Raw genomic sequence first — 20,420 nt, 5'->3', positions numbered from 1 at the left:
ATGGCTGAGCTCGACCTCGCCGACCTGGGCGCGGTGGTCGCCGTCGCGCGCCATCGCGGCTTCCGCGGCGCCGCGGCGATGCAGGGCGTCTCGCCCTCCAGCCTCAGCCAGGCGGTCCGCCGCGCCGAGGAGCGGCTCGGCGTCCGCCTGTTCAACCGCACCACCCGCAGCGTCACGCTGACCGAGGCGGGGGAACGGCTGCTCGATCGGCTCGCACCGGCGCTGGGCGAGGTGAGGGCGGCGCTAGACGCGGTCAACGCCTTCCGCGACAGCCCGACCGGCACGCTGAGGCTCAACGTGCCGACGATCGTCGCGCGCCGTATCCTGCCGCCGATCCTCACCGGCTTCCTCGCCGCCCATCCCGGCATCGCGGTGGAGGTGCAGGCGGAGGACGCCTTCGTCGACGTGCTGGCCGCCGGCTTCGACGCCGGCGTCCGCTACGACGAGCGGCTGGAGCAGGACATGATCGCCGTCCCGATCGGCCCGCGCGTTCAGCGCTTCGCCACCGTCGCCGCGCCCGCCTATCTCGCGCGCCATGGCACGCCGGCGCACCCGCGCGACCTGCTCGCCCACCGCTGCATCCGCCACCGCTTCGTCCACGGTACCCGCTCGACCTGGGAATTCGAGCAGGGCGGCAGGCTGGTCCGCGTCGACCCCGCCAGCGTCGTCGCCACCAACGTCCTCGAGCTGGAGCTGGCGATGGCCGAGGCGGGCATCGGCATCCTCACCAGTTTCGAGGAGCTGGTGGCGGATGCCCTCGACGCCGGCCGGCTGGTGCCGGTGCTGCCGGACTGGTGGCAGAGCTTCTCCGGCCCGTTCCTCTACTATCCCAGCCGACGCCTCATGCCGGCGCCGCTGCGTGCGTTCGTCGACTATCTGCGCGGAGAACAGGGTAGGGCCTTGCCCTGACGTTGCTTTTGCGCGCGTTCGTGCGATAGTCGGCCTACGGGCCTGGCGCGGACGCCCGTTCAGACGATTGTCGTCCAAGTCCGCTCCAGCGGCCGCGCCTGCGGCCAAGGAGCGCCTGATGACGTCCATCGACAGCGATGCGGCACCGCCCGCCATCGGCCTTGCCCCCCTCTTCCTCAAGTTCCTGCGCTTCGGCTGCCTCGCCTTCGGCGGGCCGGTCGCGCAGATCGCGATGATCCGCCAGGCGCTGGTCGAAGAGGAGCGGTGGATCACCGGCGCCCGCTTCAACCGGCTGCTCGCCGTCATGCAGGTCCTGCCGGGACCCGAGGCGCACGAGCTCTGCGTCCATATGGGCATGGTCGCCCGCGGCCGCTGGGGAGGGCTGTTCGCCGGCCTCGGCTTCATGCTGCCCGGTTTCGTGCTGATGCTGGGGTGCGCCGCGGCCTATCAGGCGCTGATCGCGGGGCGGGCAGGGCTCGCCGGCGTGCTGCTCGGCGTGCAGATCGTCGTGGTCGCGATCATCGCCCGCGCGGTCGAGCGGATCGGCCGGCATGCGCTTACCGACCGGCTGCTGGGCCTGCTTGCGCTGGCGAGCCTGATCGCCACGCTGGCCGGCGTCTCCTTCTGGATCCCGCTCGCCACGGCAGGGCTGGTCTATGCCTTCGCGATCCGGCCGGGCGTTGCGATCGCCTTTGCCGCCGGCGGACTGCTGCTCGCCTTCGCCTTCCACGCCCTCGGCGATCCATCCGCCGCCGCGTCGCAGATGCTGTCGGGCGAGGCGACCGCCGCCGCGCTGTTCGTCGCCGGTCTCAAGGGCGGCCTGCTCACCTTCGGCGGGGCCTATACCGCCATCCCCTATGTCCGCCACGACACGGTCGGCCGCGGATGGATGTCCGACGGCACCTTCCTCGATGGCGTGGCGCTGGCCGGGATGCTGCCGGCGCCCTTGGTGATCTTCGGCACCTTCGTCGGCTATGTCGCGGGCGGCTGGATCGGCGCGCTGGCGGTGACGGCGGGCATCTTCCTGCCGGCCTTCGCCTTCTCGATGATCCTGTTCGAGCGCCTGGAGCGGATCGTCGAGAATCCCGCGCTGCACCGCCTGCTCGACGGGATCGCGGGGGCGGTGGTCGGGATCATCGCTGCGACATGCCTGCAGTTAGGGCTCGCGGTCCTCGACCGGGCACCGGCGCTCTGGCCAGTGGCGATCGTCTTCGTCGCGGCATTGACGGCGGCTTGGTTCTGGAAAGGCCGCTTCGCCGTACCGGCGCTGGTCGCCCTCGGCGGAGCAATAGGGGCGGCGCTGTTCTCCTGAACAGCCAAAAAGAAAGGGCGGCCCCGACCGGGACCGCCCTTCCATGTCAACCAAGCAGCGAAGCTTACTTGAGCTCGACGCTCGCGCCGGCTTCCTCGAGCTGCTTCTTGATCTTCTCGGCCTCGTCCTTGTTGACGCCTTCCTTGACGGCCTTCGGAGCCGACTCGACCAGCGTCTTCGCCTCGGTGAGGCCGAGGCCGGTGATCGCACGGACCTCCTTGATGACGTTGATCTTCTTGCCGCCGTCGCCGGTCAGGATCACGTCGAACTCGGTCTTCTCCTCGGCGGCCGGGGCAGCGCCACCGGCGCCACCGACGGCCGGGCCGGCAACGGCGACGGCAGCGGCGGCCGAAACGCCCCACTTCTCTTCGAGCAGCTTCGAGAGCTCGGCGGCCTCGAGGACGGTCAGTTCGGAAAGCTGGTCAACCAGCGCGTTCAGATCAGCCATTTCAATACTCCAATCGGATCAGGTTAAAGTCGGTAGATTGCCAGCGGCTTATGCCGCTTCCTTGTTGCCGTAAGCGCCGAACACCCGCGCCAGCTGGGCCGCGGGCGCCTGGGTGACAGTCGCGAGCTTGGTGGCGGGCGCCACCAGCAGGCCCACGATCTTGCCACGCAGCTCGTCCAGCGACGGCAGCGAAGCGAGCGCCTTCACGCCCTCCACGTCGAGCACCTGCTTGCCCATCGCGCCGCCCACGATTTCGAACTTGTCGTTCGTCTTCGCGAAGTCGACCGCCGCCTTGGCGGCAGCGACCGGGTCGACGGAGGTGGCGAGCGCGGTCGGCCCGGTCAGCAGGTCGGAAAGACCCGCGTAATCGGTGCCCTCGAGCGCGATCTTGGCAAGCTTGTTCTTCGAGACCTTGAAGCTCGCGCCGGCGTCGCGCATCTTCGAACGCAGCTGGGTCGACTGGGCGACGGTCAGCCCGAGGTTGCGGGTGACGACCACCACGCCGACCTCGTTGAAGGTGCGGTTCAGCTCGGCGACGGACTCGGCCTTTTGCGAACGATCCATGCCATTCTCCTCAAAATGAGCCGTGCCTGGGGCACAGCCCGGTCCACTCGCCCGGCCCTTGTGGGGTCGAGCGCATTTGTCCGTGAGGGGCAGGATCATGTCGGCCGCGGCAACGCCTGGCCCGATCCGATGCGCCGGCAGCCGGCGCCCGGAAGAATTCTGTCCCCGTCTAGGCGGGAGATTAAGGCCGGCAGATCCCGGCCACCCGCTGTCTCGGACGGCGCCGGCGCGGGGCGAACCCATGCCGGCAAGCGGGCGCCAATAGCCGGGTGTGGGGAAAAGTCAATCCGGTCGTCTTGGAAGAAGGGGTTCACGCGAAGGCGCGAAGGCGCAAAGAGAAGAAGGATTTGTTCACGCGGAGACGCGGAGACGCGGAGGTGTCTCGCCTGTGGCCCCGTCTCGCGTCAGCGAGACCTTACACCTTGAAGCACGCGACGAGCTTGAAGGCCGCTGGCGCGGCTGAGATCGCAACAGGCGACGTATCTCCGCGTCTCCGCGTCTCCGCGTGAACAAATCCTTCTGTTCTTCTTCTCTTCGCGTCTTCGCGCCTTCGCGTGAACAGAATCATTCCCGCGCGGGCCGAGACGGCCTTACTTCTCCTCCGTCACCCCGGTCGGCGCGCTCTCGTTCGAGCCACCGCCGCTGCGGTCGACGCGGGCGGTCATGCCGGTGGCGTCGGCGTCGTCGTACATCTGCTCGTCGGCGGAGCGGTCATCCGTGACGGCGGGAGCCGGCGTGGCGGTGGCGTTCGCGGTCGGCTCGGCCACCGGCGCCTCGTTCACGACCGGCGGCGCCTCGTTGACGACCTCCTCGGTCGTGGTGTCGACCGCGTCGTTGGTCGGCGCCGGCGTGGGCTCGGAGCCCGAGCAGGCGGCGAGCGTCAGCGCGAGCGCGGAAGCGGCGGCGAGGGCGAGACGGCGGGTGTTCAAGTCGGATTCTCCTGTCGATGGTCAGTTGGCGACCGCGGCCTGCGCGACCGAGCGCTTCTCGATCTTGTCGGCGAGCAGCTTGTCCCAGCCATAGGGATCGCCGCGGAAGTTCATCGTGCCGTTGGCGCTGGCGAAGGCGGTCCAGTAGAGCAGGTACACCGCCACCTGGCGGCTCAATTGCACGCGCTGCGTCTTGCCGGTGTCGACCGCGGCCTGGATCGTCTCCGGCGTCCACGCCGGATCGCTCCGCAGCAGCAGCTGCGCGAGGTCCGCCGGCCGCTCGAGCCGCACGCAGCCATGGCTGGCGAGCCGGTCGTAGCTCGCGAACTTCGCCTGCACCGGCGTATCGTGCAGATACACGGCATAAGGGTTGTTGAAGTCGAACTTGTAGCGCCCGAGCGCGCTCTGCGGCCCCGCCTGCTGCTGGAGGCGGCGGTTCGGTCCCTCGCCGATCACCTTGAAGCCATTGGCGCGAAGATAGCCCGCGCCCTTGGGGAACAGCTCGCGCTGGGCGATGCCGGCGGGGACGTTCCACGGCGGATTGAGCACGATCGAGTGGATCGTCGACTGCAGCATCGGCGTCTCGTCGCCGGGCCGGCCGGTCACGCCCTTCATCGACATGATCGGGTTGTCGCCCTCGAACACGGTCAGCACCGCGGCGGCGATGTTGACCTGGATGCGGTCCTTGGGCAGCTCCGGCGGCAGCCAGCGCCAGCGCTCCATGTTCGCCATGATCTGGCGCACGCGATCCTGCGCCGGCACGTTCAGCGCCGCGAGCGTCTGCGTCGAAACGACGCCGGTCGGCTTGAGCCCGTAGCGCCGCTGCGCCCGCACCACCGCGTCCTTGAGCGCCTCGTCGAACTTGCTCCCGGTCCCCGTCACCTCCGGATCCTCGACCGCCAGCCGCTCGCGCAGCGCCGCCACGCGCGGCCCGGTCGCGCCCAGCGCCAGGTCGGGCCCGGCCGGCAGTGCCTTCCACCCGCCCGCCGCGGCGATCGCGCGATAGCGCTCCAGCCCCTTCTGCAGCCCGTCATAGCCGGCGTAGGGCGGCGGCAGCTGCGCGATCCAGCGGCCGAGACTGTTGCCCTTCACCGCCTCGGCAAAGGCGGGCAGGGGATCGTACGCGCCGGGACGCAGGCCCCAGTCCTCCTCGAAGTCCGCCGTATCGAGCCGCCCGTTGTGCACCGCCCGCGCATAGTCGAGCGCCGCGCGCACCAGCGCGTCGTTCTCGGTCGGGATCGGCCGCTCGTCGCGGGCATAGCGCAGCCCCTGCGCCATCCGCCCCTCGCGCAGCATCTGCGTGAGCTGCGCCGCCTGCTCGGCGCTCAGCTTGGGCAGCGGGATGATCGGGGGTGCCGGCACGAACGGCGCGGGCACCGGCGTATTCTGCGCCGGCGTGCCCGTGGTCGCGGCGGGCGGTGCCTCCACCGGGCCCTTCTGCTGCGACAGCACCTGCGGCGGCAACAGCTGCTGCGGCGGCTTCGGCGCCTGCTGCGCGGAGGCGGGCGCGGCGATCGCGGCGGCAAGCGCGGACCACGCCACCACGAGGCGGGCGCGTCCGAAAAAGGTCGGCTTTACTACAGTCCTGATCGGCATGGCCCGCCCTTACCCCATCCTGGCCCGCGGCTTCAAAGAAAAAGGGCCGGAAAATCCTTTCCGGCCCTTTCTTTGCATGGATGAAGTGGATCGACATTCGATCCTCCCCCGCCAGGGGGAGGTGGCGCCGAAGGCGACGGAGGGGGAGGACGCGACCAACTATCGGCGTGCTTCCTCCCCCTCCGTCAGCCTACGGCCGACACCTCCCCCTGGCGGGGGAGGATTGGAGGTTCAGGCCCCCGCGACCTCGGCCGTGTCGACCTTGATGCCCGGGCCCATCGACGAGCTGACGGCGACCTTCTTCAGGTACTTGCCCTTCGCGCCCGACGGCTTGGCCTTGATCACCGCGTCGACCAGCGCGTCGAAGTTCGCGCGCAGGTCTTCCGCCGGGAACGACGCCTTGCCGATGCCCGAGTGGATGATGCCCGCCTTCTCGACGCGATACTCGACCTGGCCGCCCTTGGCCGCCTTGACGGCCTCGGCGACGTTCATGGTCACGGTGCCGAGCTTCGGGTTCGGCATCAGGCCCTTCGGACCCAGCACCTTGCCGAGCCGGCCGACGACGCCCATCATGTCCGGGGTCGCGATGCAGCGGTCGAAGTCGATGGTGCCGCCCTGGACGATCTCCATCAGATCCTCGGCGCCGACCACGTCCGCACCCGCCTCGCGGGCCTCGTCCGCCTTCGCGCCCTTGGCGAACACGCCGACGCGCACGGTCTTGCCGGTGCCCTTGGGCAGCGTCACCACGCCGCGCACCATCTGGTCGGCGTGACGCGGGTCGACGCCCAGGTTGAGCGCGACCTCGATGGTCTCGTCGAACTTGGCGGTCGCGTGGGTCTTGGCGAGGCTGATCGCCTCATCGACGCCGTAGAGCTTCTCGCGGTCGACCGCGGTGGCCAGCGCCTTCGCCTTCTTGCTGAGCTTGGTCATCGGATCAGCCCTCCACCACTTCGAGGCCCATCGCGCGGGCCGAGCCTTCGATGATGCGGGTCGCCGCCTCGATGTCGTTGGCGTTCAGGTCCTTCATCTTGATCTCGGCGATCTCGCTCAGCTTCGAGCGCGCGATCTTGCCCGCGGAGACCTTGCCCGGCTCCTTCGAGCCCGACTTGAGGTTCGCCGCCTTCTTGATGAGGAAGGTCGCCGGCGGCGTCTTCGTCTCGAACGAGAAGGAGCGGTCCGCATAGACGGTGATCACGGTCGGGATCGGCGCGCCCTTCTCGAGGTCGCCGGTCGCGGCGTTGAACGCCTTGCAGAACTCCATGATGTTGACGCCGCGCTGACCCAGCGCCGGGCCGATCGGCGGCGACGGGTTGGCGGCGCCGGCGGGCACCTGCAGCTTGATATAGCCGGTAATCTTCTTTGCCATGTCACTCTATTCCAAGTTTAGCGGTCCAAGCGACGGCACGGCGGCCGTCTCCCGCAGGGATTTTCCGCTATGACGGAAGCCGGCGCGCATAGCCGAAAGGCTGTTCGGCGGCAACAGCTTCATTTCTGGTTCTCGCGAGGGTGCGAGGATGCGAAGGGAAAAGAAGGAAGAATTTGTTCACGCAGAGGCGCAGAGAGCGCAGAGATGCGTCGCTTGCTATACCTTCGGCCGCGCCAGCGGCCTTCAAAACTGGGCTGCCAGCAACCAGTAATGAGAAGGTCTCGCTGACGCGAGACGGGCATTCCAGGCGACACGCCTCTGCGCTCTCCGCGCCTCTGCGTGAACAAAACTTCTGCCTTGCTCTGACCCTGACCCTGACCCCTAACCGCGCTTGCCACCCCGCGCCGCGGCTGTCGTCAGGTTCAGCGCCACCGCGCTCCGGACGAGCGCCGCCAGCGCCGCCTCATCGATCGGGGCGCCCTCCCGGAAATCGATCGCACGCCGGGTGCCGCCGTCCAGGCTGGCGTTGAACAACCCTGCCGTGTCCTCCAGCGACGCCCCGCGGGCAAAGGTCAGCTTCACCTTGTCCTTGTAGGTCTCGCCGGTGCAGATGATCCCGGCATGCTCCCACGTCGGGACCCCCATCGGGTTCGACGGCTTGCGCCACTTCACCGCCTCGACCACATCCGGATCGGCCGTCCTGATGACGGCGCGCAGCCTGGCCAGCATCGCGCCCCGCCAGTCGCCCAGCGCCGCGATCCGCGCGTCGATCAGCTCCGAGGGCGAACCATCCCCAAGTCCATCCGTCATGACGCTCGTCCTCTCCTACAACCGCTCGCCCGGCAATTTGCTCGCCTGCTTCACCCAGTCGGCGAACTGCGCCTCGTCGAACGCACCCTCGTGGATGTCGAGATAGCGCACCGCCTCGTACTTGGATTTGCCCGGCGGCACGGGGTGCAGCGACGCGCCCTGGAAGAAGGTCACCTTGACGTACCGGGTGAAGCAATGGAACGAGAGGAACCAGCCCTCCTCATCGGCACCATAGAAGGGCGAGTTCCACTTCACCGCCTTGCGCACGCCGGGGACGGTGCGTTCGATCACCGCGTCGATGCGCTGCCCGATCTCGCGCTTCCAGCCCGGCATGGCGGCGATATAGGCCTGCACCGGCGCGTCGCCGTAGCCCTTGGCGATCTGCGGATTGCCGCCCGACAGCAGCTTCGGCTCCACGGCGCTAGGCCCGGCTGCCCGCGCGCCGCGCGTCGCGCCACCGGACGGCATGGGGCAGCACGAACATGTACAGCCCGCTGAACAGCAGCAGGAACAGCGGCGGCAGCGGCGAATAGACCACCCAGGCCGGCGGCTCCCCCAGCGCCATCGCGACGAAATTGGCGATCACGGTCACGGTGAAGACGATCGACAGCCAGCGATGGCCTTGCCGGATCCACGCATTCCAGTTCATCGGAGCCTCCCTCTCTCAGTCGGCGCGCGCCGCGACCTGCTCCAGCCGGGCGAGGAACTGCTGCCATCCCGCCCTGGCGCCACCATAGGCCTGTTTCTGGTCCGGCCGGAAGCCTTGCTGCTCCATGCGCAGCCGCGTGCCGGTACCGGTCGGCGTCAGCGTGAAGGTCACCACGCTCTCCAGGCCGAACGCCGGATCGTCGTGCCGGAAGTTCCAGCTGTAGGCCAGCTCCCGGTCCGGCTCGACGACGAGCACCTCGCAGTCCAGCACGCCGCCCCACTCGCCGGTCAGGTTGAAGCGGTGGCCGACGACGGGAACGAAGTCGTTCTTCATCAGCCATTCCTCGATCAGGTGGGGCAGGGTGAGCGCGCGCCAGACCCGCTCCGGCGGATGCGGGATGTCGCGCTCGACGACGACGCTGCGCGTCTCGGCCATGGTCTCGGTCATTGATCCATCCTTTTCAGCAAATCCTCGAGGTCGTCGAACCGCTGTTCCCAGAAGCCGGTCATCCGGCTCGTCCAGTCGACCAGCGGCGCCAGCGCGCCGCGCTGCGCGCTGTAGTGCGTCTGCCGCCCGTCCTGCCGGTCGCGCACCAGCCCGGCCTGCTTGAGCACGCCGAGATGCTTCGACACCGCCGGCTGCGATACGCCGGCATGCGCGGTCAGCGCCCCGACCGTCTGCTCCCCCTCCCGGCACAGCCGCTCGAAGATCGCCCGCCGCGTTGGATCGGCGAGCGTCTTGAAGAGGATGTCGTGGACGTGCGGCATCGAAACCCATAACTCGTTGGCTATGGGTTGTCGCATAACTCACGAGTTATGAGTCTGTCAACGCAGGGCGCCTGCTCCAAATCCTCCCCCGCCAGGGGGAGGTGTCGGCCGCAGGCTGACGGAGGGGGAGGACGGCGACCCCCTAGCGACGTGCTTCCTCCCCCTCCGTCATCGCTACGCGACGCCAGTGTCAGGTTGACCGTGCCCCGCACGGTCAAGGATCGTCCGGGGGACGATCCGACCTGACACTCCCCTGGCGGAGGAGGATCTGGAGTAGATCCCCCCTAGAAATGTAGGATTTTTCCTGCGACCCCGTCGGAAATGACCAGACCGCTCAACCGCAACCAGGTGATGCAGAACCGCGCATTCCTGCGCGTCCTGCGCCGCACCGGCAACGCCCGCGCCGCCGCCGAGCAGCTCGGCCTCAACCGCTCGATGCTGACGAAGCGCCGCGCCAGGCACCCCGCCTTCGCCGCGCAATGGGACGCCGCGCTCGCCATCGCCCATGCGCGGCTGCACGGTCGTGTCGCCGATGCGGGGGAAGGGGAGCCGCGGCCGGTCCGCACCGCCTCGGGCCGGGTCCAGCTCCGCCGCGCACAGAAGGGATCGCTCACCCGCACCGCGCGCCAGACCTTCCTCGCCGCGCTCAGCGTCACCGCCAACATCCGCCTCGCCGCGGCCGCGGCGGGCTTTTCCCATGCCGCCTTCTACGACCTGCGCCGCCGCGATCCCGGCTTCGCGCGCGAGATGCGGCTGGCGCTCCAGGAGGGCTATGAGCAGGTCGAGGCCGCGCTGCTCGCCGGCTTCGCGGTCGAGGCGCATGAGCATGACGACTGGCGCCACAACGACCGCCCCGCCATGCCGCGCATGACGCCCGACCAGGCGCTGCAGCTCCTCCATCTCCACCAGAAGGAGGCGCGGCTGGCCGAGGTGCCGCCCGAGGCCCGCCGCCGGCGCGGCGAATCCGGCGACGCTTATTCGATGCGCCTCGCCCTGATGCACGAGGCGCGGATGGCCCGCGACCGCGAGGCCTTCCTGATCGCCGAAGCCGCCCGCCGCGCGCGCGGCGGGCCGAGCGGCTGGCCCGGCGAGGTCCCCGTCCTCCCCGATCTCGAGCAGGTGACCGGCTGGAGCAAGGCCGACCCGGCGAAGCCGCCCCACGAACCCCGCCGCGCCCTGTTCGGCGGCTGGCGGATCACCGATTGGGACGGGGATGAAGATGACGGGTGACGGGAGGCAGGCGGACGGGCAATTCGCGATCAACTCATAAATCGGACGACCGGAATCGGTGGTGAACGGTCCGCCCGTTGCCGGGAAAGGAGGTGCATTAGCCGCCGTTGCGCGGCGTCACGCCCGGCATCGTGCGCTCCCTCTCGGCCAGCTCGCTCCTCACCCATGTGGCGACGGCGTCGATGAACAGGCGCACCTGCGGCGACAGGAATGCACGCTCGGCATAGACAAGCGCGACCTGCAGCTCCGAGCCGACGATGCCATCGAGGACGTGCACGAGCGCACCGCTCTCCAGGTGCGGCGCCACGAAGTTGTGCGGCAGGAGTGCGATCCCCAGGCCTCTCACCGCCGCGTCCCGAAGAAGGGCGATTTCGTTCGAGAAGAAAATGCCGTCGACGGAGAGCTTGCCGCCGGAGGCCAGGGGCCAGTGCGTCACCGGCAGCTCGCCGCGCACGAAGCCGAGCAGACAGCGGTGATTGCGGATGTCCCGCTGCGTGCGCGGGACGCCGCGATCCGCCAGGTAAGCGGGTGAAGCGACGGCGATCATCGGATCGCGGAACAGCGTGCGCGCGATCAGGCCGGGCTGGATGTGGCTGCTGGCGCGGAGGGCGACATCATATCCGCCGTGAAGGACGTCGACGATCTGGTTCGAGGTGTGAACATGGACGCGCAGTTCGGGATGATGCGCCGCGAAGTCGCAGATCATCGCGTGGAAGCCGTCACTCATCATCGGCGGAACGGAGACGCGGAGGTCGCCGCGCACGATGTCGTCGGTCGCCCGGACGCTCTGCTCGGCGAGACGCACGGCTTCGAGCGCGATGCAGGCCTGCCGGTAGAACACCTCCCCTACCTCGGTAAGGGTCAGGCTGCGGGTGCTGCGGCGGAGGAGGCGAGCGCCAAGCCGCTCCTCGAGACGAGCGAGACGACGGCTCAGGGTTGCGCGCGGAACCCGCAGCTCCGCCGCCGCGCGTGACAGGGATCTGGCGTCGACCGTCCTGGTGAACGCGACGAGTTCAGCGGTTTCCACGGGGTTGGTCATTTGGATCATATCCTAGCAGATGATGCCAGTTTTCGAGGCATTGTTCCGGTTTTCGATCGAACGCAAATAGGCGGCGACCATGGTCGATCGGACGCCACGCAACCGCGGGCGCATGAAACCGGAATCGAAAGAGCCGATAATGTCATCCAAGAAACTGATCGCCGTATTCGGTGCGACGGGAAACCAAGGCGGCGGCGTTGTTCGCGCCCTGAAAGCACGAGGCGAGTTCAACGTGCGCGCTCTCACGCGCGACCCGAGCAAATATGAAGGCCCCGCCGACGAGGCTGCCGAAGCCGACCTCGACCGGCCGGAGACGCTCGCGGCTGCGCTCGAGGGCGTGCACGGCGTTTTCCTCGTGACCAATTTCTGGCAGGAGGGCACGGACGAGACGAAGCAGGCAACCGCGGCGATCCAGGCCGCGAAGGCCGCCGGTGTGGATCACCTGATCTGGTCGACCCTTCCCAACGCCGAGGCGATCAGCGGCGGCAAGTACAAGCTGCCGCAGTTCAGCGGAAAGGCAAAGCTCGATCCGATCGTGGAGAGTGCCGGCTTCCCGCATCACACCTTCGTCGTACCGCCGGCCTACTATCAGAATTTCTCGGGACCGTTCGGCCCTCAGCCGCAGCCGGACGGCAGCCTGGGCTGGACGCTGCCGATCGATCCGACCGTCCGCTGCTTCCACATGGGCGACATCGACGAGCTGGGCGACATCGTGGCGGGCGCGTTCGCTCGTCCGGACCAAGTGGGCGACGGAGCCTATCTGCCGCTGGTCGGCGATTTCCTGCGCTTCAACGACATCCTCGACGCGCTGCGGCAGCAGGGCCACCAGCTCTCGTTCACGCAAGTGCCTCTTGAGGTGTACGCGAATTTCTTCCCCGGGGCGGACGCGCTGGGTGAGACGCTGGCCTATTACGAGGATTATACCTACCTCGGGCCGAACGCCTCGGGCGGACGGATCGCGCTGGCGAATGAGGTAGCGGGCAAGACCCCGACCAGGTTCGCGGATTGGGCGCGCGCCAATTTCCGGATCGAGCCAGCTCCCCAGCGCTGAATCGGTGGAACGGACGTACATGCGATGCTCGTTCATCGCATGTATGTCCTTCCAGTCTGCGATTCGCTGATCGGCCTAAGGTGAGGCGTTAGCGGTTACTCCCGCGTTCAGGGCATGACGCGTCAGGCCGGTAGATGGCCAGTAACGCCACATTACCCTTTCCCCCCTTAGAGCCTCCCCATGGAAAGGGCGTCCGGATATCAGCCGCACATCGACGGCCTGCGCGCGGTCGCGATCCTGCCGGTGCTGCTGTTCCACGCGCACGTCCCGGGCTTCTCCGGCGGGTTCGTCGGCGTCGACATCTTCTTCGTGATCTCGGGCTATCTCATCACCGGCATCATCGCGCGGGAGATCGACGGCGGCCGTTTCTCGATCCTGCGCTTCTACGAGCGCCGCGCGCGCCGCATCCTGCCGGCGCTGACGGTGGTGCTGGCGGCGGTGCTGCTCGCCGCCGCCGTCCTCTACCTGCCGGGAGATTTCCCGACGGTGCCGCGCTCGGCGCTCGCAGCGGCGTTGTTCGTCTCCAACATCTATTTCTTCTCGAAGGTCGGCTATTTCCAGATGGGCGCCGACGTCGAGCCGCTGCTGCACAGCTGGTCGCTCGGCATCGAGGAGCAGTTCTACATCGGCTTCCCGCTGCTGTTGCTGCTGATCCATCGCCTCGCACCCGGCCGGCGACGCGCGATCGTCGGAGCGATCGCCGCCGGCTCGCTCGCCTGGGCGATCGCGCTGCAGGGCGACCGTTCGGGCTTCGCCTTCTACCTGCTGCCACCGCGCGCGTGGGAGTTGTTCGCGGGCGCGCTGCTCGCGCTCGGCGCGGTGCCGCCGGTGCGGGCGCCCTGGGTGCGCGAGGCGCTCGCGCTGGCCGGCCTCGCCGCCATCGCCGGCGCGGTCGTCGCCTACGGCAGCACGACCCCCTTCCCGGGCGCCGCCGCGCTGCCGCCGGTGCTCGGTGCCGCCGCGCTGATCCATTGCGCGCCGGGCACGGCGGTCGGCCGGCTGCTCGGCCGCGGGCCGCTGATCGGCATCGGCCTCGTCTCCTATTCGCTCTATCTGTGGCACTGGCCGGTGATCGTCTTCGCCCAATATGTGCTCGACCGGTCGCTGTCGGGCTGGCTGAGCGCCGCGGCGATCCTCGTCTCGCTGGCGGCGGCGGTCCTGTCGTGGCGCTTCGTCGAGCGGCCGTTCCGTGATCCGCGGGCGATCGGCCGGCGAGCGATCTTCGCGGCAAGCGCCGGCGCGATGGGAGGGCTGTGCGCGGCGTCGCTGGCGATGGCGATGCTGGGTGGCTGGCCGGGGCGCTTCGCGCCGGAGATCGGACGCATGGCCGCCGCCCGCGACGACGTCAGCCCGGAGCGGGCCCGCTGCCACGACACCGCCACCGCCGGACGGAGGCCCTGCACGCTCGGCGCGCCGGGAGTGGCGCCGACCGCGCTGCTGTGGGGCGACAGCCACGGCGTCGAGCTGTCCTATGCGCTCGGCCGCATCGCCGCGCGGGAGGGGAGGGCGCTGGTCGAGCGCACCCAGTCGAGCTGCCCGCCGGCGCTCGGCTATGCGTCAGGCGCCGCGCCCGGCTGCGCGCGCGTCAACGGCGACGTGCTCGACGCGATCCGCGCCGACCGGCGGCTCCATACCATCTATCTCGCCGGCTTCTGGATGGACCCCGCCTATGACCGGGCATGGCCGGGCCTCGATGCCACGATCGCCGAGCTCCTCGCCGACGGGCGGCAGGTGGTGCTGGTCGGGCCGGTGCCGCCCAACCGCTTCGACGTGCCGCGCCGGCTGGCCCGGCTCGCGCTGGGCGGCAGGCTCGCCGAGGCCGAGGGACGCAGCCGCGCCGACCTCGCCGAGGTGGAGATGCGGATGCGCGAGCTCGCCGGGCGCTGGCGTGGGCGCGACCTCGTCTATCTCGACCCGGCCGACGTGCTGTGCGATGCCAGCCGCTGCGCGCTGCTGGCCGGGGGCAAGCCGCTCTATTTCGACTACCACCACCTGAGCCTCACCGGCGCCGAGCGGCTGCTGCGGGATTTCGCGCGGCGTGGGGCGCTGCCGCTGGGGTGATCGGTTGCCCCAGATACAGAGCCCCAGATACAGAAAGGCCGGGGATGCTTTCGCTCCCCGGCCTTGCCTGATCCCGATCGGGTCGGAGATTACTTGCTGCGCTCGACCTGATCGAAGTCCAGTTCCACCGGTGTCGCGCGGCCGAAGATCGACACGCTGACCTTGACCTTGGACTTGTCGAAGTCGAGCTCCTCGACGATGCCGTTGAAGGTCGCGAACGGGCCGTCGAGCACCTTGATCGAATCGCCGATCTCGAAATCGACCTTGACCTTGGCCTTGGGCGCCGCGGCGGCCTCCTCCTTGGTGTTGAGGATGCGCGCGGCCTCGGCCTCGCTGATCGGCTGCGGCTTGCCCGAGCTGCCGAGGAAGCCCGTCACCTTCGGCGTGTTCTTGACGAGGTGATAGACGTCGTCGTTCATGTTGAGCTTGGCGAGGACGTAGCCGGGGAAGAACTTGCGCTCCGACTGCACCTTCTTGCCGCGGCGGACCTCGGTCACCGTCTCGGTCGGCACCTCGACCGCATCGACCAGCGCGTCCAGGCCCAGGCGGGTCGCCTCGGCCATGATCGAATCGCGGACCTTGTTCTCGAAGCCCGAATAGGCGTGAATGATGTACCAGCGCGACATGTGCGTGTCCGTCTTTCGTGAATTACTTGGCGAGGTTCAGCAGGCCGCGGACGATCGCGTCGAACACGGAATCGATGCCGAAGAAGAACAGGCCCAGCAGCACCGTCATGATCATCACCATCACGCCGGTCATGATCGTCTCGCGGCGCGTCGGCCACACGACCTTGCGGGTCTCGGCCTGCACCTGGCGGATGAATTCGATCGGGGACGTCTTCGCCACTTGGGATCAGCCTTCTGCTCGCGTCTTGCCCGTCAGCGAGCATAGGACCGCCGCCCGGCCCTCATCAAGGCACCGGCGCAGCCCATCCACGCTGTCGGATTGGGGTCGCTATCTAGCGACGACCGCTCTGCAGCGCAAGCGCCGCTATCCGCGATGACGGGGATTGGCAGGAGTGGAGGGACTCGAACCCCCGGCCCTCGGTTTTGGAGACCGATGCTCTACCAACTGAGCTACACTCCTACGGCCCGCGCCCTCTAACGATCCGGTGATCGGGGGGCAAGGGGCGAGGGACGAATCGGCCGCCGCGGGGCCACCTAAGCAAGCGAAATCCTACATTGAAAGTCTTTTCTTCAGGCGGCGCGGGCCTGGCCCGCCGCGCGGCTCGCGAGCGCGCGTGCCTCCTCCACCGGAAGAGGGCGGCCGAAATAATAGCCCTGCACCTTGGTACAGCCGAGCTCCTGGACCATGCGGTGCTCGTCCTCGCTCTCGACCCCTTCCGCGGTGGTCGCCATACCGAGCGACTGGGCGAGCGCCACCACCGCGCGGATGATCGCGATCGCTTCCCTGACGCCCTTCGACGCGGCCTGGACGAAGCTGCGGTCGATCTTGATCGACGAGAAGCGCGTGCGGCTGAGATAGCCGAGCGAGGAATAGCCGGTGCCGAAATCGTCGAGGCTGAGACGGATGCCGAGGTCGAGCAGTTTCTCGAGCACCTGCGTCGCCGCGGTGCCCTCGCGCATGAAGACGCTCTCGGTGACCTCGAGCTCGAGCCGGTCGGCGGGGAGGCCGGAGTTCGCCAGCGCATTGGCGACGACCGCGACGAGCGCGGGATTGTGGAGCTGCTCGGCAGAGATGTTGACCGCGACCCGCACCGGTGCCTCCCACCGCGCGGCCTCATGGCAGGCGGTGCGCAGCACCCATTCGCCGATCGGCGCGATCAGCCGCGCGTCCTCGGCGAGCGGCACGAACTTGGCGGGGGAGATCGGCCCGAGCTCGGGATGGGTCCAGCGCAGCAGCGCCTCGAACCCGGTGAGCCGGCCCGCTCCGGCGTCGACGACCGGCTGATAGGCGAGGTGGAGCTCGTTCTTCTCCAGGGCGCTGCGCAGCGCCATCTCGAGCACGCGCCGCTCCTCCGCCTGCATGTGCAGCTGCGGCTCATAGGCGTGGAAGGTGCCGCCGCCGGCATCCTTCGATCGATAGAGCGCAAGGTCGGCCGAGCGGATCAGCATCTCCGCGGTGCGCCCGTCGCGCGGACCCACGGCGAGGCCGACGGAGGCGCCGATGTAGAGCGTGTGCTGGTCGACCTCATAGGGCTCGCTCAGCGCCGCGATGATCGTGCGGGCGAGCCTCTCCAGGCGCGCCATGTCGGTGCCGTCGCGCACCACCACCGCGAACTCGTCGCCGCCGAGCCGGCCGATCATCTCGTCGTCGGTCATCAGCGCCTTCAGCCGCTCGGAGACGCGGCCGAGCAGCCGGTCGCCGATCGGATGGCCGAGCGTGTCGTTGACCGCCTTGAACCGATCGAGGTCGATCATCATGAAGGCGCAGCGCGAACCCCATTTCTCCGCCTCGGTCATCGCGTGTCCGAGCGCCTCGTGGATGAGCAGGCGGTTGGGGAGGCCGGTGAGCGTGTCGAACCGCGCCATGCGGTTGATCTTGTCGGCGGTCCGGCGCTGGTCGGTCACGTCCGAGCCGACGCCGCGGAAGCCGATGAAGCCGCCGGCCTCGTCATGGCGCGGCGAGGCCGACATCTCCCACCAGCGTTCCTCGCCGTCGACATAGACGGGCAGGATCAATCCGCGGAACGGCTCGCGCGCCTTGAGCTTGTCGGCCATCTCGCGCAGCGCGGCGGCGAAATTGCCGTTCTCCCAGGTCGGGCCGGCCAGCACCTCCAGGAAGGACATGCCGTTGACCGTTCGGGGATCGCGACCGATCGAATGGGCGAAGCGCGGGCTCGCGCGCACGACGCGCCGCTGGGCGTCTATCTCCCACAGCCAGTCGGCCTGGTTATCCTCCTCGAACTCGCGGAGCAGGAGGCTGACGGTCTGGTCGCGTTCGCCGAGCGACAGCTCGTTGGCGCGGATCACCACCAGCGCACGCCCGCGCGCGAAGCACGCCGCCATCAGCACGGCGGTGAACACCGCGACCGCGCCTGCGAAGCCGTACATGTGCATCGCCGCGAAGGAGGTCGCCGCGGCGCTGCCGATCACGAACAGGAAGGTCAATGTCGCCAGCGGCAGCGCCGCCATGGCGAAGGAGGCGGACGCCATCAGCACCGACAGCACGATCCACAGCCCCAGCAAGGTCATCGGATCTGCGTCGAACGCGAACAGCAGCGGAGGCACGGACCAGACCGCGGCCAGTACGATGCCGTCGATCACCGTGCCACGGACGTCGCGGACGGTGGCGGTGCTGGTAGTGCGGTGGCGCGCTGCCAGTCGGCGAAAGGCGACCGCGGAGGCCGCCGCCGCGACGATCGATCCCCAGCTCGCCAGCTCCCACGAGGGCACGAGGGGGGCAAAGGCCAGCACGACCAGGGCAGCACCGATCACGTTGGCGCCGAGCATGAACAGCGCCATCTGGGCGCCGGCGTTCATCTGCGCGGCGCGAATCGGTCCCCAATCGGTCGTATCCGCCGGGTCATAGAGCCCCAGCAGAGCGCGCGCGTCGATGCGCGGCTGCGCGAATTGCGATGTCGTCCCCTCGTCCACCCGCCGTGCCTAGCGGCAAGACGGTTGACGGATCGTTAGGCGCCCGGCGGTTCGATCGCTTTAGGCCAGATTCAAGCCCCTCCCCTTCACGGGAGGGGTTGGGGGTGGGGGAGTGCGGCAGGCCGTCCGGTTCGCGGATGGCCCCCACCCCAACCCCTCCCCCTGAAGGGGAGGGGCTTAGAGCAGACTCACGCGGGCACGCTGAATATCGATCGTCCGCCAAGCGATCTCCGTCGAAGAAGTCGGGCGACCGCCTTACGCCGCGATGTCGTAGGGCTTGATCTCGCCGGTCAGGTAGAGGTTGCGTGCCTTGGCCCGGCTGAGCTTGCCCGAGCTGGTGCGCGGCAGCGTGCGCGGCGGGACCAGCTCGACCACGCAGTTCATGCCGGTGACCGCGCGCACCCGATCGCGGATCGCGTCGCGCAGGCGCGAACGCTCGGCATCGTCGGAGGTGCGGCATTGGACCAGCACCGCCGGCGTCTCCTCGCCGCCCGGCGTGGTGATCGCGAAGGCGGCGATGTCGCCGGCCTTGAATCCGGGGAGCTGCTCGACCGCCCATTCGATGTCCTGCGGCCAGTGGTTGCGCCCGTTGATGATGATCATGTCCTTGGCGCGGCCGACGACATAAACGTAGCCGTCGGACATGTAGCCCATGTCGCCGGTATCGAGCCAGCCGTCGACCAGGCAGGCATCGGTCGCCTCGGGATCGCGGAAATAGCCGGTCATTACCGACGGGCCCTTGCACCACACCTTGCCGATCGCCTTCTCGGGCAGCGGGGTGCCGTCCTCCTCGCGGATCTCGACCGTCATGTCGCGCACCGGCTTGCCGCAGTTGACGATCGCGCGGAAACGCTGCGGCCGGTCCTCGCCCGCGGCGATGCCGGAAAGCTGCGTCTCCTCGACCAGCTCGACGACGATGCCTTCGCCCGGGGGCATGATCGATACGGCGAGCGTCGCTTCGGCGAGGCCGTAGCTCGGCAGGAACGCCTTGGCCTGGAAGCCCGCGTCGCCGAACGCGTCGACGAAGCTCTGCATCACGTCGGGCCGGATCATGTCGGCGCCATTGCCGGCGACGCGCCAGCGCGACAGGTCGAAACGGTCGCTCGCCTTGGTCTGGCTCGACATGCGCCGCGCGCAGATGTCGTAGCCGAAGGTCGGCGAATAGCTGAGCGAGGTGCCGGAGTTGCGGCTGATGAGATCGAGCCACGCCAGTGGCCGGCGCGCGAAATCCTCGGTCTTGAGATAGTCGGTCGAGACCTGGTTGGCGACCACCGACAGGAAGCAGCCGACCAGCCCCATGTCATGATACCACGGCAGCCAGGAGACGCAGCGGTCGCTCTCGATCAGCTGCATGCCGTGGCTGTGCGCGGCGAGATTGTTGAGCAGCGAGCGGTGCGTGATCGCGACGCCATGCGGGAAACGCGTCGAGCCGCTCGAATATTGGAGATAGGCGATATCGTCCGCGCCCGCCTCGGGCAGCTGGGCCTCCGGCGCCTCGCGCGCCGTGAAGCTTTCCCAGTCGATCCCCTCGACGCCCGCGATCCGCGCGGCTTCGTCCGCCATCTGCGCGAGCTCGACCGGATAGAGCAGCATCCTGGGATCGCAGCTGGCGAGCTGGACGCGGAGCTGCTCGATGTAGGAGCTCGCCCCGCCGAAGCTGGTCGGCAGCGGCAGCGGCACCGGCCAGGCGCCGGCATAGATCACGCCGAAGAACAGGCTGGCGAACTCGGCACCGGTCTCGGCGATCAGCGCGATGCGGTCGCCCGGCGCCACGCCGGCCGCGATCAGCCGCCGCGCCTGCGCGAGCGCGTCCGTCCGCAGCTCGGCGAAAGGATAGGCCCGCACCAGCGTGCCGCGCGCGTCATGGAAATTGAGCCCGCGCTTGCCGCGCGCGGCATAGTCGAGCGCCTCGCCGAGTGTCTCGAAATCTGAGAAGCGGCGTGGAAGCGCATCCTCGGTCGGAGTCGCAGCCAGCGCCGCAGGCTGCTCCAAAGGCACCGTGGTCACCGAATTCATTCGTCGTCGCATCCCTCGTCCGCGCTGTGTCCCCCTTGGGGGCAGCGCTAAAATACCGCCACCCCTGCCGTGCGCAGACGTTCAAATTCGGTTGTCACTGTGGCACAAACAAGGCG

General features: G+C 68.8%; 21 protein-coding genes and 1 tRNA gene. 5 read left to right on the top strand and 17 right to left on the bottom strand.

Annotation, left to right across the window (positions count from 1 at the left end):
* Entirely contained in the window at positions 1–909 is a 909-nt protein-coding gene (locus tag LZK98_RS15655; protein ID WP_233783443.1) for a LysR family transcriptional regulator, read from the top strand.
* A gap of 118 nt (positions 910–1,027) precedes the next feature.
* Positions 1,028–2,221, top strand: a complete 1,194-nt coding sequence (chrA, locus tag LZK98_RS15650; RefSeq protein ID WP_233783441.1) for a chromate efflux transporter — start codon at positions 1,028–1,030, stop codon at positions 2,219–2,221.
* Between the two features lie 64 nt (positions 2,222–2,285).
* Here the strand turns inward: chrA and rplL are convergent, their stop codons facing one another.
* From rplL to LZK98_RS15595, 11 genes are all read right to left on the bottom strand, one after another.
* Positions 2,286–2,669 carry a 50S ribosomal protein L7/L12 gene (gene rplL, locus LZK98_RS15645; protein ID WP_233783439.1) on the bottom strand — a complete coding sequence of 128 codons (384 nt, stop codon included), beginning with the start codon at positions 2,667–2,669 and terminating at the stop codon, positions 2,286–2,288.
* 48 nt (positions 2,670–2,717) lie between these two features.
* Complete coding sequence (gene rplJ / locus LZK98_RS15640; RefSeq protein WP_233783437.1) at positions 2,718–3,233, bottom strand: 50S ribosomal protein L10; 516 nt, start codon at positions 3,231–3,233, stop codon at positions 2,718–2,720.
* Positions 3,234–3,823: 590 nt separating this feature from the next.
* Entirely contained in the window at positions 3,824–4,162 is a 339-nt protein-coding gene (locus tag LZK98_RS15635) for a hypothetical protein (protein ID WP_233783435.1), read from the bottom strand.
* A 21-nt stretch (positions 4,163–4,183) separates the two neighbouring features.
* Positions 4,184–5,758: a L,D-transpeptidase family protein gene (locus LZK98_RS15630; RefSeq protein WP_233783433.1), complete on the bottom strand. Its 1,575-nt coding sequence runs from the start codon at positions 5,756–5,758 to the stop codon at positions 4,184–4,186.
* Positions 5,759–5,989: 231 nt separating this feature from the next.
* The gene (gene rplA / locus LZK98_RS15625; RefSeq protein WP_233783431.1) at positions 5,990–6,688 is read right to left on the bottom strand and encodes a 50S ribosomal protein L1; all 699 of its coding nucleotides are present in this window, start codon (positions 6,686–6,688) and stop codon (positions 5,990–5,992) included.
* 4 nt (positions 6,689–6,692) lie between these two features.
* The gene (gene rplK, locus LZK98_RS15620) at positions 6,693–7,124 is read right to left on the bottom strand and encodes a 50S ribosomal protein L11 (protein ID WP_233783430.1); all 432 of its coding nucleotides are present in this window, start codon (positions 7,122–7,124) and stop codon (positions 6,693–6,695) included.
* 381 nt (positions 7,125–7,505) lie between these two features.
* Entirely contained in the window at positions 7,506–7,934 is a 429-nt protein-coding gene (locus LZK98_RS15615) for a DUF1801 domain-containing protein (RefSeq protein WP_233783428.1), read from the bottom strand.
* Between the two features lie 15 nt (positions 7,935–7,949).
* Entirely contained in the window at positions 7,950–8,351 is a 402-nt protein-coding gene (locus LZK98_RS15610; protein WP_233783426.1) for a DUF1801 domain-containing protein, read from the bottom strand.
* 4 nt (positions 8,352–8,355) lie between these two features.
* Positions 8,356–8,583 carry a hypothetical protein gene (locus LZK98_RS15605; RefSeq protein WP_233783425.1) on the bottom strand — a complete coding sequence of 76 codons (228 nt, stop codon included), beginning with the start codon at positions 8,581–8,583 and terminating at the stop codon, positions 8,356–8,358.
* A 15-nt stretch (positions 8,584–8,598) separates the two neighbouring features.
* Entirely contained in the window at positions 8,599–9,030 is a 432-nt protein-coding gene (locus LZK98_RS15600) for an SRPBCC family protein (RefSeq protein ID WP_233783424.1), read from the bottom strand.
* Positions 9,027–9,350: an ArsR/SmtB family transcription factor gene (locus tag LZK98_RS15595; protein WP_233783422.1), complete on the bottom strand. Its 324-nt coding sequence runs from the start codon at positions 9,348–9,350 to the stop codon at positions 9,027–9,029. Before LZK98_RS15595 ends, LZK98_RS15600 begins: the two co-directional genes overlap by 4 nt.
* A 321-nt stretch (positions 9,351–9,671) precedes the next feature.
* Between LZK98_RS15595 and LZK98_RS15590 the strand changes: the two genes are divergently transcribed.
* Positions 9,672–10,580: a hypothetical protein gene (locus LZK98_RS15590; RefSeq protein WP_233783420.1), complete on the top strand. Its 909-nt coding sequence runs from the start codon at positions 9,672–9,674 to the stop codon at positions 10,578–10,580.
* A gap of 97 nt (positions 10,581–10,677) precedes the next feature.
* On the opposite strand, the gene LZK98_RS15585 is transcribed toward LZK98_RS15590, so the two are convergent.
* Complete coding sequence (locus tag LZK98_RS15585) at positions 10,678–11,619, bottom strand: LysR family transcriptional regulator (protein WP_233783418.1); 942 nt, start codon at positions 11,617–11,619, stop codon at positions 10,678–10,680.
* 79 nt (positions 11,620–11,698) lie between these two features.
* Between LZK98_RS15585 and LZK98_RS15580 the strand changes: the two genes are divergently transcribed.
* Complete coding sequence (locus LZK98_RS15580) at positions 11,699–12,670, top strand: NmrA/HSCARG family protein (RefSeq protein ID WP_319937507.1); 972 nt, start codon at positions 11,699–11,701, stop codon at positions 12,668–12,670.
* 180 nt (positions 12,671–12,850) lie between these two features.
* Entirely contained in the window at positions 12,851–14,731 is a 1,881-nt protein-coding gene (locus LZK98_RS15575; RefSeq protein ID WP_233783414.1) for an acyltransferase family protein, read from the top strand.
* An 89-nt stretch (positions 14,732–14,820) separates the two neighbouring features.
* Here the strand turns inward: LZK98_RS15575 and nusG are convergent, their stop codons facing one another.
* The 5 genes from nusG to LZK98_RS15550 all read right to left on the bottom strand — a co-directional run bounded on the left by nusG (position 14,821) and on the right by LZK98_RS15550 (position 20,304).
* On the bottom strand, positions 14,821–15,357 hold the full coding sequence (nusG, locus tag LZK98_RS15570; protein ID WP_233783413.1) for a transcription termination/antitermination protein NusG: 537 nt from the start codon (positions 15,355–15,357) through the stop codon (positions 14,821–14,823).
* Between the two features lie 22 nt (positions 15,358–15,379).
* Entirely contained in the window at positions 15,380–15,577 is a 198-nt protein-coding gene (gene secE / locus LZK98_RS15565) for a preprotein translocase subunit SecE (RefSeq protein WP_233783411.1), read from the bottom strand.
* Between the two features lie 164 nt (positions 15,578–15,741).
* Positions 15,742–15,817 (bottom strand) — tRNA-Trp (locus tag LZK98_RS15560).
* A 110-nt stretch (positions 15,818–15,927) separates the two neighbouring features.
* Complete coding sequence (locus LZK98_RS15555) at positions 15,928–18,288, bottom strand: putative bifunctional diguanylate cyclase/phosphodiesterase (protein WP_233783409.1); 2,361 nt, start codon at positions 18,286–18,288, stop codon at positions 15,928–15,930.
* 255 nt (positions 18,289–18,543) lie between these two features.
* Positions 18,544–20,304, bottom strand: a complete 1,761-nt coding sequence (locus tag LZK98_RS15550) for a fatty acyl-AMP ligase (RefSeq protein ID WP_233783407.1) — start codon at positions 20,302–20,304, stop codon at positions 18,544–18,546.
* Positions 20,305–20,420: the final 116 nt, after the last annotated feature.

The sequence above is a fragment of the Sphingomonas cannabina genome (assembly GCF_021391395.1).
Lineage (GTDB): Bacteria > Pseudomonadota > Alphaproteobacteria > Sphingomonadales > Sphingomonadaceae > Sphingomonas > Sphingomonas cannabina.
This window is presented reverse-complemented; position numbering and strand designations above follow the sequence as displayed.